Here is a 14,334-nt window from a genome sequence, read left to right on the forward strand (position 1 = left end):
TGGGCTAACAACGAGGGGGAATTGGAAAGATGAGCGCACAAGAGCAACTGTCATTTCTGGAACCAGTAGATGAAAAAGAAGTCAGAAAGGCTGTTGTCAAAGCATTAAAAGAGTATAAGGCCCTTCGTGTTGCTGTACAAAATAAACAGGAGCGACAGGAGAAGGGTATCGATCAACTGTTTCCACGGCTTCAAAAGTCTGAGTCCACGAATGAGTTGAAAGCAAGACAGATTGAAAGGGCATTGAAGTACTCGTTGGATGAAGTAGAGCGTCAGATCATTGAAGAGAAGTATCTCAGCACATCACGAGTAAAAGACATCAACGTATATCTTGACTTAGGTCTGACAAAAGACCAATTCTATACAAAAAAGAAAGAGGCAATTATGCAAATTGCTACGGCACTCGGGATGATCTGAGTGCTTTTTTTATTAAACAAGTGTGCATCGGCTATCTAACGATATTACTCTACAGGCAGTTTTGCGCTAAATTTTCATTTTTTAGCCAGAATGAGTGTTTTTTATCTGATGAAAAATCCAACTTTTGGATGTAGAATCAAACTAATTACTGCAAAAAAAATATCGTGAAAATGCTGGGGGTATTCATGAAACCTGTAAAATTAGTAGCACTAAACGGTAAGTATTCCTCATATTTATATGATGGGAAGTTTTATCATTCAATCGATGTAAATTTAAGTCCCTTTGAACTTGAAGGAAATGAATGTATAGAGAACCCAATAAATACAACGATCAATATTGCATTTCTTAAATTACCAGGTGTTCGGAGCTGGAGGGATTTGGAGAATAAGGCTTACGAGTTTACCGACATCGCTTTCGAGGATTACGAAGTTCCAATGCCTGATGCATCAGTTTTGTTGTCTTATTATTATAGTCCAGTCTTTATTTCTAACATGGAGTTTGGTGAGAGAACGGAACGCTACATAAGAATGTCGATGAAATGTGAAATGGATTTTGAGAACGGAGTACACGGAGTCCAGTCTTATGAACTTTCGTGTCTACTTGAGATTAGGGATTTTTATATTGATTGTAGTTTCCTAGAACCAACAAATGAGAATTTAAAGGATTCTAAAAAAATTGCAAAACAATATGTTACTTTGGATGATTATAAAGAGCCGGAAATCATTCGTAATTTTCTATTTAACGTAAATGATCAAGATGTTTTTGAAGAGAAAATATCATTTCCTTCTAAAATTGAATAGAATAAAAACAAGCTAAGAATAAGAGAGAAATTGAGAAGGCTCCAAGGTTTTAACGGCAGCTTTTGTTTAGCTAACGGGCAGGATTCGACAACAAACGAAGGGTTGGGAAAGTTATAGATATTGTATATGTTCATGTTCGACACTGCCTTTTTTGGTATGGAGTATACGGATTATGTGATAAAAGTTGTAACGATGAAATTACACTTTATGCTGATGAAGAGCAAAAAAATTTTTTAGGGTATTTCGAGCTTACAACCGAAAAGTGCCTAAAAAATTTGTTAGAAAAGGAACTTGATAAGACTGAGGATAAGGAATACTGTGATGAAATTGAGGAGTTCTTAAATAGTAAAAACGATGTTCATTACAGCTATATATATCCAAGAGATTCTGAGGATGTTTTACATCAAGTTAACCACTTTGCTCCAATAAATGAAAATGGTCACAAACCAATTTACATTGATATGTGGTCCAAGCTGTCAACATCTTGGGACATCGATGGGATTAAAAAAAGTGTAAGAATAATTGTGAAAGAATTTTTGCATATGGAGATAGACAATGTAGAGTTGCTGGAGATTCCGACATACGAGGAAACAAAATTATCGTTCCAAAAGGATTATGAACCGTTTATTAAACGCTAAACATAACAACCAATCTGGTCATTGACCTAACGGAGCTCGATAGCTGAATATAGTAGCGCAAATAACCACCTTTGAGGTGGTTATTATTTTGACTGTAGATCAAATATAGGTGAGGCTCTTAAAAAACCTCGACAAATGGTAGGATAAAACCCGGACAAAACCGGGGATAAAAGGCAGGACGATTTGAAATGGTGGAATCGGTAATCTTGAGTCAAGAGCAAGCATCAACTGCTCTTGGGAGACACCGTCTATCCCTTATCAATGGCGTACCTGAGCGAATCTATGGGTGATGACGAATGTGACCTTACGAGAGGGGGACATTCTGAGCCTGAACGCACCAGTTGCGACGAGCGTAGCAGGGAACCATGCAATTATTTTTTTTGCATTGTGTTACAGCGGTTTTCAAGTTTTGGGAACCCCTCTCGGAGCTTTAGAAAATCGCGAATTACTCTGCTGGGATATACCGGACAGGGGATTACATGCGAGATGTAAAGCTTCGGCTTCTCGCCCCTTGTCCAGTACCTCTCAATATCAAATAAACTAAATGTTGCTGTGTGGAAACCTATTATAAATTGTTACTAATGTGTGGATTGTAGGAAAATGCTTTACATGTAAAAAATGGAATTTATAGTAAATTTGTACCGTAAATCAAAGGGAGGTATTTTTATGTCAGGAAAGAAAATGTTATTGGCAGGTTTGTCACTTGCTACAGCCAGCATGGCTATACTTTCAGGAGGTGCCTTTGCAGAAACGACGGATTCTTCAAAAGGTAAAAAGCTAAAGAAGCAACAAGTCATCAGCTTACTAGAAAATAATGATAAAGAAGATTCTTATCTTTACATAGCATTGAGCAAAGATGATCAGGACTATGAAGGTGCACATAATTATTTGAAGAATGAGAACTTTAAAAGAAATTTTAAAGTCATTGGGGAAGAACTAAGTAATTATCAAAAAGATAATCCTGATGCAACGGAAGAAGAATTAAATGAATTTTTTATGGAAACTGCAAAAAAGTATAGTAAAGAAGGATCAGAAACAAGGATTGCTAAAAGTGATGGTGAATATGAATTAGAGGATTACGATATCCCTAAATTAAATGAATACGAAGAAGTATTATTTGATGATAATCCGAAAAGAGGATATTGGTCTATTGCGGCTGGAGTGGAAGCTTACGATTATACTGATTACCTATTTGGTAGCACAAAATGGCCTGGAGGCAAAAATGATGCCTTTAGACACGCGTACTGGAACATCACAATGGTAATGTTGGTTAATGATCAGTGGGCTGATGATTGGGCGACTGCCCATGAATTAGGGGCAGCAGACTACTCAAAAAATAACCCTCATGTGAAAATGGACCTCCATAACAATGATGAAGGCAGATATAAAGCTGCTCAAGATGGATTGGATTTTAATGATCACTTTACTGATGCGAGGGAATCAGCCCATGAACTATATGAGAGCGGAAAGCTGAAATACCTGAAAAACTGGGATAAGTACCCACGGGATTGGAATAAGCTAGATTTAACTAGATTCACTGGTAAATCATCTGATTATGAAAACGATCCAAGATACTAATTAAGAGTAAACACATAGAAAAAAGGATTATGAGGGGGAACATTGTGAGAAAATTAATCGTTTTTACATTAGTTTTCTTTTTCCTTGGCAGCTTAACTTATCTTTTTTTAAACCAAGAGGAGAAATATTATAAGTTGTCTGAAACTGCTCCCCCTGAATATGTAAAGTACCTTAAGGAAAACGGTTTAGATGTTAGGGTAGAAAAAGACGGATCACTTTGGTTAAATGAGAAAGACAAAGCAGACTATGTTGTATGTTGTAGTTAATTAACAGTGTGTGTACAACTTTGGCGCAGCAATTTAGCTGTGCTTTTTTTATGGAGGTGGGTGAGATGTAGTGCGCCAGTATGTCGACTCAACTACTGGAGAAATATACTACACGGAGGAAGTGCTGCGCCGGTCTGACGAGATTGTAAAAGTTTTTCGACCTGTAGGCCGCAGCTCAAAATTCGTGAAGATCAAAGCCAGCCAAAAGGCAAAGCGACGGCTCAGAAAGCTGTCACTCGCTAAGGCTGGCTTTTTCATTCTTACTGTGTCTTAAGGAAGGACTGAATAGCATGGACATACGGAAAATTTCAGTCTCTATGATCAGAGCTGCAGAATATAATCCACGCATCGACCTGAAGCCGGGTGATCCTGAGTACGAAAAGCTGAAACGGTCCATCGAGGAATTTGGCTATGTTGAGCCTCTTGTCTGGAATGAACGAACAGGAAACCTCGTTGGTGGCCATCAGCGTTTAAAAATCCTCATTAACGAACAGCAGGCCACAGAGGTTGAGGTCTCAGTCGTTGATTTGGATGACAACCAGGAAAAAGCACTCAATCTAGCATTGAATAAAATCAGCGGGGATTGGGATAAGGAGAAGTTAGCTTATGTACTGGCTGATCTCAAGGAAAGTGATTTGAATATCTCACTGTCTGGTTTTGACGATGAAGAAGTCACGGAACTACTTAGTGAATACCTGGATATCCATATAGAGGAGCCGGTCGTTGACGATGATTTCGATGTTCAGCAGGCTTTAGGTGAGATCCAGGAGCCCGAGACAAAACAGGGAGATATATGGAGACTAGGAAGGCATCTACTGATGTGTGGAGATTCTACCAGTCGACATGATGTCCAAGCATTAATGGATGGAGTAAAGGCCGCCCTGGTTGTAACTGACCCGCCCTATAACGTTGCATTCAAGAGTGATTCTTCAGAGCTTGCTGCAGATGGCAGGGCGAGCATCATGAACGATGATATGCCAATGGAGAAATTTGAGGAGTTTCTAGGGTACACATTTCAGAACTATTCGGAGCTAATGGATGACAAAGCGGCTATTTATGTATTCCATCCGTCCAGCTATCAACGTGAGTTTGAAACGAAAATGAACGAAGCAGGTATTGTGGTCCGTACGCAATGTGTCTGGGTAAAGAATGCAGCTACCTTTGGATTTGCTCAGTACAAATTCAAACATGAACCAGTATTCTACGCGTATTTGAAAGGACAAGTACCGGCATGGTATGGGGATCGCAAGCAGACTACTGTTTGGCGGTCAGGTCTACTAGGTGAGCAACAAGAGCCAGATTCAGTCTGGGAGATCTCACGTGGTGACGTCAGCAAGTACGTTCATCCAACCCAAAAGCCACTCGAATTGTTGGCAATTCCTATCGGTAACAGTAGTCAAAAGGGTGACATCGTTGTAGATCTCTTCGGCGGTAGCGGCTCAACACTCATGACTTGCGAACAAATGGGGCGTAGCTGTAGAACCATGGAACTTGATACGAAATTCTGTGATGTCATCAAGAGGAGGTTCTTCGAAGCAACAGGCATTGAACCTGTGCTCATAAGAAGACTTGGAGAAGCTGCTTAAAATAGCAACCTAGAGACTCCTCTCGAATTTCGAGAGCGTTTCTCTATATCTTCTGAGGGGCGCGGGAAAGCAACGGTTCCGGCCATTAGAAAGGCGATGCTGGAAGTTACGGGCGTACGAGCTGCAGCAGTCGTTGAGAACTACAAAAATGTTACTGACAGCGATGGCCGTCCTCCGAAATCAATTGAAATATACGTGCTTGGTGGAGATCCTAAAGAGATTGCCGAGGCGATTTTTGAAAACAAAGCCGGAGGGATCGAACCGTATGGCAATCAGACCGAGACCGTAAAAGATGACGCAGGATTTGAACACATCGTAAGGTTCAGATATGCCATTGAAGTGCCTATTCAGTTGCGAATGACGGTGGTTCGATCTACGAGCTTCCCCTCCGATGGGGCTTCTTTGCTTAAAACAGCTGCAATCAAATACATCGGTGGCGAAGACGAGGATGGAATCATCTACACAGGACTAAACCTTGGTATGCCAGTCATCCATTCTGCTCTCGTCGCTGTTCGAACAGAAGTGGAAGGAATCACGGATTTGATCGTTGAGCTGAGCAAAGACGGCACTACGTGGACGGAAGGAAACATCGCAATTGCTCCGCACCAAGTGGCCCAGACATCTTTCGATAAAATCAGCGTGGTGATCCAATCATGACTACCTCAAAGGATTTTCTTCAAAAGCTAATGGATGTGTTCGCGAAGACCCCAAACAGCATTTTCGGCAAACTCTTTGCCATTTTGGCTGAGCAGATCCGGCAGGTTGAAGAGACGCATGAACGGATACAAGCATGGAGAGACATTGACGAGGCACAAGGCACCACATTAGACAATATTGGAACCATCGTCAATCAACCCCGTGGAGTGGCCACGGATGAGGTTTACCGTATCCTGTTGAAGTCGAAAATCGCTCGCAACCTTTCCACGGGGGACATTAATACGATCATCCGCATCCTAGCGCTGGCGCTTTCCACTGACCCTAGTAAGATCGAGATCAAAGAGACGTGGAATGATCCTGTTGATCCCGAGCCAGCTGGAATCAGTATCATCCGATTACCTATCGAAGCTATTAATCAGGCAGGAATGCCGCCAGGGCAATTTGTCCGGCTGGTTCAAAAAACAGTAGTTGCGGGGGTACGCGTCAGAGAAATCGAGCTCACAGGAACGTTTGAATTTGCAAGCGGAAGCGAGACAGAAGTAGATGAAAATCGCGGATTCTCCAATTTAGAAGGAACTATCGGCGGAACACTTGGCTATGCCTATACTCCTTCCGATGATTCTGATCTGCCGATTTAAAGGAGTGATTCCCAATGTCGTTCAATGAAAAACTTCCAGAGTGGCTGGCTCCTGGAACGGAGCCACCAGAAAGCAAAAAAGTAAGTGGATGGGCTCCAGCTGATAAGCCGCCAGCATATTATTTTAACTGGCTGTTTCATCGTGCCTATCTTGCTTTGAAAGAATTGCAGGAAAAGGCTGCTGCTAAACTCAATTTTGACAATCACGTTAATGACAACAAAAAGCACCCGTTATATGGAGTCACAACAGGTACAGCCAATGCTTATGTGATTTCTTTCTCCCCACAACCTAGCGGATATACGGATGGAATGGAAGTTGTACTAAAACTCCACTCGGATTCGAAGGCAGGAGCTTCGACAATCAATATCAACAATCTCGGAGTGAAGTCATTAAAAAAGGCTAACGGAAATGATGCAACCAACCTGAAAGCAAATGGTATTTACACCTTTAGATACAACGCCACAACAGGAAATTTTATTCTACAGGGTGAAGGGGGGACAGGTAACGCAATCCCAAGTGATGTTTTAGTAGGGAAAACTTTTTCAAACGATGCTGGCGAACAAACAGGAACAATGCCAAACCACGGGGCAAAAGGTGTAATCATGCCCACAACTGCAAGACAGAACTTTGGAGGTGGGTACTATCAAGCATTCTCTGTTGAAGGCGATCCTGATTTAGTATCTGGTAACATCGTAGCCGGAAAGAACATTTTCGGTGTCAATGGTACAGCGGTTTTGCGAAACATGAATCTAGGTAATCCGATATGGACAGAAAAATATTATTGGAGCGTTACGGCTGGTTACACAAAGTTTTTTGTACCAAGTAAGGATAACATTTACCTGTATATGACCAATGGCACGAGCGTACTGGAAAAAAGGGAAATGACTAGGGGCATCCTCCAATGGAGTATTGAAATGTCAGACGGGATACAGGATGCGGTAGTAGATTCTAAAGAAAATTTATGGGTACTCACATATAACAAGGTACGGAAATTCGATTCTTATGGTAATTTCACAGACTACACAGCGATGGGAGGCGGCCTACATATTCACATAGATGCCAATGATAATCTCTATATACTTGGCTCAAATGGAAAGGCTGTTAGCATGACCAGTGGGGGGGGGCAAACGGTGGGAATACTCAACAGGTAGTTCAAGCCTTTTTGGAAGTGCACTAGGCACTGACGCGTTGTATGTATTCACGGACAAAGCGTATAAAATAAGCCTAAATGGTAGCCTAATCACAAGTAGATCAATCGGCGACGTTAGAGGTAAGGGCGTAGTTACAAAAGATGGCAGTATTTACTTCTCAAATGGTGGTTCGATCGTTAAGTATGACAAAGATTTACTAACATTCACACAAACATACGGGATGGAAGGTTTCAGATATGGCTCAAATCTCGTAAAAGACGCCAATGACAATTTGTATATCGCCGACGACGACACTAAAAATCTGGTATTAATTGCTTTGAACAAAGACATGTCAAGGAGAGCTACATATAAAATACCAGGAGTAGCTCATTCATCTGTAATTGGGATAGAGGGCAACGGATATCCGATTCTTTACAACAATTACGTCATTAGATTTTTCGATCTATCTTGGCCTACAGTGGGCTAGCAAAGGAGAGGAATCTTTTCATGATTTACATTCAATTCGAGAAAGAAACGGAAGTGCGGGCTTTTGTAACCTTCATTCACTACAATCCTCTCGATCCAACAGAAGGATTAGGAAAGACGCAAGAGGAGCTATTACGGACAGGCTTATTGATTGAGGGATTACCAGCAGTAGAGCGGAAAGCTGGAAAAGATGCAAAGCTATATTTCAATCCGCAAACCAAGGAATTGTGGTATGAGTATGTCGACGTTCCTGCACCAATTGAGGAGCGGATAACACAAATGGAAAAGGTCAGCGCTGAAAATAAACAAGCCAATCTGGATACGCAAGAAGCTGTCTTACAACTATACGAAATGGTTTCACAACCACAACCCAAGTAAGCCCGCATAGGGGGAGCAGAGATGCTGAAACGACTATGGATATGGCTTCTTTTTTTATGCCTGAAAGGAGGTGAAGCAACGATGGTAACAGTATGCGTGAGCTTGATCATTAACGGTCGCCGTACCTTTGCACAGATTCCAGTGAGCCTCCAACCAGATGTAAAATCTGACCTGGAAGCATTAGGGCTGGGTATAGACGGCAAGCCTTTGGCATAACGCCTTTCCTAAACAGGAGGGCGTTTTTCCATGGGGAGCTGTTCTTTCTCCTTCGAGACTTTCCCAGAACCCAGAGCGTCTTATCTTTTAAAAATGATTAGGGGAGGACAATACATGAATGGTGATATTGGATTCACATGGGACTGGGGAAGTTTTCTTTGGTTAATCATTTTCGTATGGCTGCCAGTGAGTGTAATCACTTATTTTCTCATTCGAACACGCTTCAAGAAAAAAATGAGCGAATTAGAGGAACGAATCGAGAAACTTGAACAAGAAGGTTCAAAAAAATAAGGGTTTCATAGGGGAGCAGCTAACTTTAGTTAGTGTTCAATCAAGTGTGTTTTGGTTACCATGAAATTGCCCGTTGTAAAAAAAAACTTCTTATCCGTTGATGGAACGCCGTGTGCGTTGAAAGTCGCCTGCACGGTGTAGGCTCGAACGAAAGCCCTCAATAGAAGGGAATAAGTCGAGAATAGCGATGAAACCCCAGCAGTTGGTACAATCACTCTTGTTAATGCGAGCATTTTGCTAATTAACTTTAATGAAGCATTATCAGATGATACCTTATCTATTACTGATATGAATCAGTTGATTACCCACATTAACAATCAGAATGGAGCAAATTTAAAACACCCCAATGCCAATCAAAGTATCGAATGGGATACAACTGATCCTGTAAAGCCCATTCTCAAGATTTACATGGGTTATAATCCTGATACTTGGCATACTGGGTTTTCCTATCAAGTTAAATTTGTTTCCGGGTCAGTAAAAGATAAAAGTGGGAACATTACGTATGAAACTCCATTTAGTAGTCCATTTTGAGATCCCATCGACGGCCCTCGGGAAATCCCGGGGGTGTTTTTTATCATCAAGACTGTGAGTCCGCCTCGAACCTATCGGGGCTATTTTTATTGCCTGATGAGGCAGAGAGGAAAGTGTATATGGATGTTTTTTACAAGGTAGCGTTCGCAGGTGGAAGTGCAGCAGTTACATTCTTATTTGGTGGTTGGTCGGCGTTGCTCAGCGTCCTGGTTGCGTTCGTCATTTTCGATTTTGTAAGTGGGCTAATAGCTGCTGGGGTTGAAGGCAAGCTAAAAAGCAAAGTCGGACTTATTGGTATTGCTCGTAAGGTTTTCATTTTCGGTATGGTTGCAGTGGCACACCTTGTGGACGTTGCTTTAGGTGACCAAAACTTTATTCGTGATGCAACGATTTTTTTCTATCTGGCAAATGAACTACTATCCATCATCGAGAACGCTGGACGAATTGGCCTGCCTGTCCCCGAGTTAATCAAACGTGCTGTAGAAGTGTTAAAAGGGAAGGGAGAGGCGCAACGATGACCCCACAAGAGTTTATTGCCAAGATCGCAACTTCAGCTGTAGAGGAAATGCGGCGCACAAGTGTGCCTGCTTCTTTGACAATTGCACAGGCCATCCTTGAATCAGGATGGGGAACCTCTGAACTAGCGACCAAAGCGAACAATCTGTTCGGAATCAAAGGAACGGGTCCTGCTGGAATCTATCAGAAGGTTTCAACCGAATATGTAGACCATAAAAAAATCGAAAAGCTATCAGATTTCCGGAAGTACAACAACTGGCAGGAAAGCATAGAGGACCATACAGCCAAACTGTTGGAACCCAAATACGCGAAGGTGTTGGGGGCAAGCTACATAGCGACTTGCCACGCGGTGCAAGACGCGGGATATGCAACCGATCCGAATTATGCTCAAGAGTTAATCAAGCGAATCGAGAAATATGAGCTTTATCAGTACGATTCACAAGGAGGACAAACCATGCCACTTCCCATACTGATTATTGATCCGGGACACGGTGGAAGCGACCCCGGAGCAGTCGGTGCAAATGGACTCAAAGAAAAAGACCTCAGCTTACAAATTAGTTTGTATCAATACGCAAGGTTTCAGGCGTTAGGCGTACCGGTTGTTCTTACACGTGCATCCGATATCGTGCTGACGCCGGATCAAAGAACAAAACTGGTAAGAGAGAGCGGAGCCAAGTATTGTATCTCAAATCACATAAACGCTGGCGGAGGCGATGGAGCTGAGACGATCTACTCCATTCATTCCGATGGCAAACTTGCAAATAAATTAGCAGAAGCTCTTAGCACGTCTGGACAAAATGTCAGACGTGTTTTTTCTCGACAGGGTAAGCCGAATTACGACTATTATTTTATGCATCGTCAAACCGGAAATGTTGAAACAGTCATTGTGGAATATGGATTCATTGACTCGAAGCAGGATGATGTAGAGCAAATTCAGAGGGACTGGAAGATATGGTCAGAGTCAATTGTGAAATATTTCTGCGACTTCATTGGCGTTCCTTACAAGTCTCCTACAGAAAATCCACATCCAGAGGCAAAGCCTGTTGATAAACCTATGGATAAAGTTTCTATCGAGATTAACGGAAAGGTTCTGCCAATGCAAGGCTACCTCAAAGATGGCGTCTCAACCTTGCCAGTACGTGCGGTAGCTGAGGCTGTAGGAGTCACGCCAGGATGGTGCCCAGACAACAAGGCCGTGACAGTTAACAGCAAGCAACTGACAGTCACAATCGAAGCAGGCACATCTTACGCACCAGCTCGGGAGATTGCTGCAGCACTTGGCCTACAGGTGGAATGGGATGGAAGCACAAAAACAGTAATACTGAGAGGATGAGATCATGGATAAAACAAACAAGAAGAAACAAGGAATTTTGATGATCATAGGGGGAACGCTTGCAATTGTAGGAGCGGGGTACGGGTTACTGACAGATGAGCAAGCCAAGGCTATCCAGCAGGCACTTGAGGTAATACTGGCTGCATTCTAAAAGAGATAGCCCTCCTTCGGATATAGACTCCGGGGAGGGCTATTTTTATTTGAATTTGCTAGTCTTTTCAATTAATGTAAGCAGGAGTAGAATGGAAGAAATAGGGTGTTTAGACACGAAAGGAAAGAGATAAATGGAAGAAAAGTACTCTTTTTTTATAGAGGTAGCAGATGAGTTAGACGAATTAACATTCGAAGGATTTTTTGGCGAAGATGTACGCTCACTCGTTAAAGAGAGGGATTTTCTGTCGCAGGAAGAATACTTTGTCAAGATTTTGCAAGGATGGAACTCAGATTTAGAGCAATATGGAAAGAATACAGTCAAGCAGTATATGATAATGTTCATGGATTTATACTTAAACACTATTAAAATAAATCCTCAAAAAGCAATAGAAATTTTAAGTGCGTATTGGAGAGGGACGGAGGATAATCCCGAACTTGCAGGGATATCTGGATATTCGGAGGCAGTTCGATATCATGTGGATGCAATGAATCTCTTGAGGGAATTCTCACAAAAGGAACCAAGGAAATTATCTGAAAAAAAGTTAATTGCGAGTTCGTTTATTACATCGTATTCAAAATCAATTGAATATATCGGTCAGATACTGGTTCCCTGTTTACAGATGGCGAAATTAACAAATGGAATAGACGAAAATGCAGTTAATCTCATGGGTCTGACCCTTTATGAAAAAATTCAGATGTTTAATAGAGAAACTTCAAATAAATATGTCGACCTAACGAAGGGAATAAATAGGAATATTAGAAATGCAGATGCTCATTTATCTTTACGTTATGTTCCAAGTAAGGATTCATTAGAGTTAAAGGTTCGAAAAGGTGGAAAGATTAGTTTAGTATTGATTCCTATTAATAAATGGATTCTCGAAATATATCCAATCCCAGGGTGGATAATACAAGCATATATTTATTCAGGATGTCTATTGTGTTTAGGAATGATTAACAAACAATTATTTGCAGAAATGTATGATCAAATATTTAGGGATAGTAAATAAGATAAACCTCGAATTGTCATCTATACTGATAGTTCTAGGTTTATTTTATTTGCACATACGCATGTTGTTCGCATATGATACAAACAAATGTTCTTATTTCTTGGGAGTGGTTACTCTGTTCTTGTCTGACATCGAGCGGAAAGTCTTGCGAGTGATCGGAAACTATTCGGCAGGGCGGCGCAGAACACCAACTATCGACGAACTGTGTATCAAGACAGGGAGAGATAGAGGCGGAATCATGACAATACTCGATGCTCTCACGAAAGAAGAATACATTGAATGGCATAGGTCGGAACCTGACAAGATGGAAGTATTTGAAACGTGGGAACGAAAGGGACGGTAATAATGGCAAAGAAAATCGATAACTTGTTTGGATCATCACGGTTTGTATTACCGGAGCAACGTGAATTGTACCTTTCAATGAAAGAAGATGACAAACTCGTACCCATGCCTATCCTTGAACAGGATGAGCTTGAATCGTTCATTACCAACTCAGAGACGCCGGACGAGAAAACTATGCTGTCGCAATTACTTGGTGGAAACGCAAGAAAAATAGCCTTGGAACTACTTGCAGGATGTGGGGGAAAGTTGAGTGGATAGATACGAATATCAGAAAGGTAAAGCTGCTTACAGATGAAGATGTTCAATGGATACCCATGGATACAATTATTGACGTTAGAACCTAGCTGGCTAATAAATAACCCGCTCCTGTTTTGAGGAGACGGGTCATTTATTAGTACCTATTGTCAATGGAGTCCAATAAAATAGGGGATAGCGAGTGCTATCCCCCTGTGTAAATCAACGATATTTACTTTTCCAGCTTGTAATCCCATGCCGCCTTCTTTTCGTTATATTTGAGTTTGAAGATCAGCGCTTCGCCGTCTTCCCTGATAAATGAGAAGGAGCCTTCTTTCAACTCTTCATCCAGAAGAATAACCGGAATGGTATCCCCTACTTTTGCGTACTTCTGCATGATCGCGTCCTGTACTTCAATGAATGCAGCCTTCGCGCCTACAGAACGCTCATTTTCTATTTTATCCATTATCGGTGATCTTTTGGTGAAGTTGGTATAAATCCATTCTTTTCCATTCTCGTCAGTCAAAGTTTTCATAGGTTCCAAATCATCGGACTTTGCTTCGATCCCCAATGAGCTAAGTGTTTTCATTTGATTTCCATGTTCGAACTGCTCCACATCTTCACTTGCGTATAGATTGCTACCTGCGAAAATAGCGCCAGCTAATGCAAGACCAGATAGAATTACATTTCGTTTTTTCATACTATTCTACCTCCCACATGTTTTTATTCAGGCCATTCTCTCTCAGACGTTTCTGTCATCTTTTCGCCTACTCGGTTGTAGGCATAATGGGACGATGTGACTCGGGCTTTGTGTAATGCTGCTACATTAGCTTCATAATCTACTGACGCATACTCTGCATCATTATCGCCAGCTTTGTGCTTGAGGTTTCCATTCACGTAGAAATATGAGTAGACGCGTACTTTTTCTAGGTCTTTTCCTTCTCCTTGAGTATAAGACCATAAATAAGCAGATTTTGAGGTTACATCGTGAATATTGGATGCATACGTGGATATTTCGAAGTCGTCACCAGTGCCTAATGGAGCGACATTGCTCTCCGCAGCTATTGCTATTGACGTAGACAAAGCGAGAACACCTAATACAGTTGAAAGAGCAGCAGTTCGTTTGTTCATACTAACC

General features: G+C 41.6%; 21 protein-coding genes. 19 read left to right on the forward strand and 2 right to left on the reverse strand.

Annotated elements, in window-relative coordinates; translation table 11 throughout:
• The first annotated feature begins 29 nt into the window (after window positions 1–29).
• The 19 genes from HP567_RS12685 (at window position 30) to HP567_RS12770 (ending at window position 13,220) form a co-directional block, all read left to right on the forward strand.
• On the forward strand, window positions 30–416 hold the full coding sequence (locus tag HP567_RS12685; RefSeq protein WP_173608412.1) for an ArpU family phage packaging/lysis transcriptional regulator: 387 nt from the start codon (window positions 30–32) through the stop codon (window positions 414–416).
• Between the two features lie 185 nt (window positions 417–601).
• A complete protein-coding gene (locus HP567_RS12690) occupies window positions 602–1,216 on the forward strand; it encodes a hypothetical protein (RefSeq protein ID WP_173608411.1) in 615 nt (204 codons plus the stop codon).
• 275 nt (window positions 1,217–1,491) lie between these two features.
• Window positions 1,492–1,854, forward strand: coding sequence for a hypothetical protein (locus HP567_RS12695; protein ID WP_173608410.1), 363 nt, complete (start codon window positions 1,492–1,494; stop codon window positions 1,852–1,854).
• 666 nt (window positions 1,855–2,520) lie between these two features.
• Window positions 2,521–3,432 carry a DUF6973 domain-containing protein gene (locus tag HP567_RS12700; protein WP_173608409.1) on the forward strand — a complete coding sequence of 304 codons (912 nt, stop codon included), beginning with the start codon at window positions 2,521–2,523 and terminating at the stop codon, window positions 3,430–3,432.
• Between the two features lie 44 nt (window positions 3,433–3,476).
• Complete coding sequence (locus tag HP567_RS12705) at window positions 3,477–3,698, forward strand: hypothetical protein (protein ID WP_173608408.1); 222 nt, start codon at window positions 3,477–3,479, stop codon at window positions 3,696–3,698.
• 70 nt (window positions 3,699–3,768) lie between these two features.
• On the forward strand, window positions 3,769–3,972 hold the full coding sequence (locus tag HP567_RS12710; RefSeq protein WP_173608407.1) for a hypothetical protein: 204 nt from the start codon (window positions 3,769–3,771) through the stop codon (window positions 3,970–3,972).
• 16 nt (window positions 3,973–3,988) lie between these two features.
• On the forward strand, window positions 3,989–5,284 hold the full coding sequence (locus HP567_RS12715; RefSeq protein WP_173608406.1) for a site-specific DNA-methyltransferase: 1,296 nt from the start codon (window positions 3,989–3,991) through the stop codon (window positions 5,282–5,284).
• Window positions 5,285–5,380: 96 nt separating this feature from the next.
• Window positions 5,381–5,941 carry a hypothetical protein gene (locus tag HP567_RS12720; RefSeq protein WP_173608405.1) on the forward strand — a complete coding sequence of 187 codons (561 nt, stop codon included), beginning with the start codon at window positions 5,381–5,383 and terminating at the stop codon, window positions 5,939–5,941.
• Window positions 5,938–6,579 (forward strand): hypothetical protein, encoded by a 642-nt coding sequence (locus HP567_RS12725; RefSeq protein ID WP_173608404.1) that lies wholly within the window; start codon window positions 5,938–5,940, stop codon window positions 6,577–6,579. Before HP567_RS12720 ends, HP567_RS12725 begins: the two co-directional genes overlap by 4 nt.
• 14 nt (window positions 6,580–6,593) lie before the next feature.
• Window positions 6,594–7,730 (forward strand): hypothetical protein, encoded by a 1,137-nt coding sequence (locus HP567_RS12730; protein WP_173608403.1) that lies wholly within the window; start codon window positions 6,594–6,596, stop codon window positions 7,728–7,730.
• Between the two features lie 486 nt (window positions 7,731–8,216).
• Window positions 8,217–8,573, forward strand: a complete 357-nt coding sequence (locus HP567_RS12735) for a hypothetical protein (protein WP_173608402.1) — start codon at window positions 8,217–8,219, stop codon at window positions 8,571–8,573.
• 81 nt (window positions 8,574–8,654) lie between these two features.
• Window positions 8,655–8,789, forward strand: a complete 135-nt coding sequence (locus tag HP567_RS29830) for a CD1375 family protein (RefSeq protein ID WP_255675641.1) — start codon at window positions 8,655–8,657, stop codon at window positions 8,787–8,789.
• 114 nt (window positions 8,790–8,903) lie between these two features.
• Window positions 8,904–9,080, forward strand: a complete 177-nt coding sequence (locus tag HP567_RS12740) for a hypothetical protein (protein WP_173608400.1) — start codon at window positions 8,904–8,906, stop codon at window positions 9,078–9,080.
• A 650-nt stretch (window positions 9,081–9,730) separates the two neighbouring features.
• Window positions 9,731–10,129, forward strand: a complete 399-nt coding sequence (locus tag HP567_RS12745) for a phage holin family protein (protein ID WP_173608399.1) — start codon at window positions 9,731–9,733, stop codon at window positions 10,127–10,129.
• Window positions 10,126–11,460, forward strand: a complete 1,335-nt coding sequence (locus HP567_RS12750; protein WP_229088004.1) for a glucosaminidase domain-containing protein — start codon at window positions 10,126–10,128, stop codon at window positions 11,458–11,460. The genes HP567_RS12745 and HP567_RS12750 overlap by 4 nt, the downstream gene beginning before the upstream one ends.
• Window positions 11,461–11,464: 4 nt before the next feature.
• Window positions 11,465–11,611: a hypothetical protein gene (locus HP567_RS12755; RefSeq protein WP_173608398.1), complete on the forward strand. Its 147-nt coding sequence runs from the start codon at window positions 11,465–11,467 to the stop codon at window positions 11,609–11,611.
• A 133-nt stretch (window positions 11,612–11,744) separates the two neighbouring features.
• Window positions 11,745–12,620 (forward strand): hypothetical protein, encoded by an 876-nt coding sequence (locus tag HP567_RS12760; RefSeq protein ID WP_173608397.1) that lies wholly within the window; start codon window positions 11,745–11,747, stop codon window positions 12,618–12,620.
• A gap of 121 nt (window positions 12,621–12,741) precedes the next feature.
• Entirely contained in the window at window positions 12,742–12,963 is a 222-nt protein-coding gene (locus tag HP567_RS12765) for a hypothetical protein (RefSeq protein WP_229088005.1), read from the forward strand.
• 2 nt (window positions 12,964–12,965) lie between these two features.
• Window positions 12,966–13,220: a hypothetical protein gene (locus HP567_RS12770; RefSeq protein ID WP_370647996.1), complete on the forward strand. Its 255-nt coding sequence runs from the start codon at window positions 12,966–12,968 to the stop codon at window positions 13,218–13,220.
• A 208-nt stretch (window positions 13,221–13,428) separates the two neighbouring features.
• Here HP567_RS12770 and HP567_RS12775 read toward each other — a convergent pair whose 3' ends face one another.
• Together HP567_RS12775 and HP567_RS12780 are read right to left on the reverse strand one after the other, a co-directional pair.
• A complete protein-coding gene (locus HP567_RS12775; RefSeq protein WP_173608396.1) occupies window positions 13,429–13,896 on the reverse strand; it encodes a hypothetical protein in 468 nt (155 codons plus the stop codon).
• Between the two features lie 23 nt (window positions 13,897–13,919).
• Window positions 13,920–14,327, reverse strand: coding sequence for a hypothetical protein (locus HP567_RS12780; protein WP_173608395.1), 408 nt, complete (start codon window positions 14,325–14,327; stop codon window positions 13,920–13,922).
• Between the last annotated feature and the right edge of the window lie 7 nt (window positions 14,328–14,334).

Origin of the sequence: Brevibacillus sp. M2.1A, assembly GCF_013284355.2 — a bacterium.
Lineage (GTDB): Bacteria > Bacillota > Bacilli > Brevibacillales > Brevibacillaceae > Brevibacillus.

What these genes read in the sequence shown, in the direction of transcription:
- HP567_RS12760 (WP_173608397.1), top strand. Translation starts at nt 11,745, where the DNA reads ATGGAAGAAAAGTACTCTTTTTTTATAGAGGTAGCAGATGAGTTAGAC.
- HP567_RS12780 (WP_173608395.1), bottom strand. Translation starts at nt 14,327, where the DNA reads ATGAACAAACGAACTGCTGCTCTTTCAACTGTATTAGGTGTTCTCGCT.
- HP567_RS12770 (WP_370647996.1), top strand. Translation starts at nt 12,966, where the DNA reads ATGGCAAAGAAAATCGATAACTTGTTTGGATCATCACGGTTTGTATTA.
- HP567_RS12690 (WP_173608411.1), top strand. Translation starts at nt 602, where the DNA reads ATGAAACCTGTAAAATTAGTAGCACTAAACGGTAAGTATTCCTCATAT.
- HP567_RS12740 (WP_173608400.1), top strand. Translation starts at nt 8,904, where the DNA reads ATGAATGGTGATATTGGATTCACATGGGACTGGGGAAGTTTTCTTTGG.
- HP567_RS12720 (WP_173608405.1), top strand. Translation starts at nt 5,381, where the DNA reads ATGCTGGAAGTTACGGGCGTACGAGCTGCAGCAGTCGTTGAGAACTAC.
- HP567_RS12730 (WP_173608403.1), top strand. Translation starts at nt 6,594, where the DNA reads ATGTCGTTCAATGAAAAACTTCCAGAGTGGCTGGCTCCTGGAACGGAG.
- HP567_RS12700 (WP_173608409.1), top strand. Translation starts at nt 2,521, where the DNA reads ATGTCAGGAAAGAAAATGTTATTGGCAGGTTTGTCACTTGCTACAGCC.
- HP567_RS12725 (WP_173608404.1), top strand. Translation starts at nt 5,938, where the DNA reads ATGACTACCTCAAAGGATTTTCTTCAAAAGCTAATGGATGTGTTCGCG.
- HP567_RS12735 (WP_173608402.1), top strand. Translation starts at nt 8,217, where the DNA reads ATGATTTACATTCAATTCGAGAAAGAAACGGAAGTGCGGGCTTTTGTA.
- HP567_RS12775 (WP_173608396.1), bottom strand. Translation starts at nt 13,896, where the DNA reads ATGAAAAAACGAAATGTAATTCTATCTGGTCTTGCATTAGCTGGCGCT.
- HP567_RS12755 (WP_173608398.1), top strand. Translation starts at nt 11,465, where the DNA reads ATGGATAAAACAAACAAGAAGAAACAAGGAATTTTGATGATCATAGGG.
- HP567_RS29830 (WP_255675641.1), top strand. Translation starts at nt 8,655, where the DNA reads ATGGTAACAGTATGCGTGAGCTTGATCATTAACGGTCGCCGTACCTTT.
- HP567_RS12715 (WP_173608406.1), top strand. Translation starts at nt 3,989, where the DNA reads ATGGACATACGGAAAATTTCAGTCTCTATGATCAGAGCTGCAGAATAT.
- HP567_RS12685 (WP_173608412.1), top strand. Translation starts at nt 30, where the DNA reads ATGAGCGCACAAGAGCAACTGTCATTTCTGGAACCAGTAGATGAAAAA.
- HP567_RS12750 (WP_229088004.1), top strand. Translation starts at nt 10,126, where the DNA reads ATGACCCCACAAGAGTTTATTGCCAAGATCGCAACTTCAGCTGTAGAG.
- HP567_RS12745 (WP_173608399.1), top strand. Translation starts at nt 9,731, where the DNA reads ATGGATGTTTTTTACAAGGTAGCGTTCGCAGGTGGAAGTGCAGCAGTT.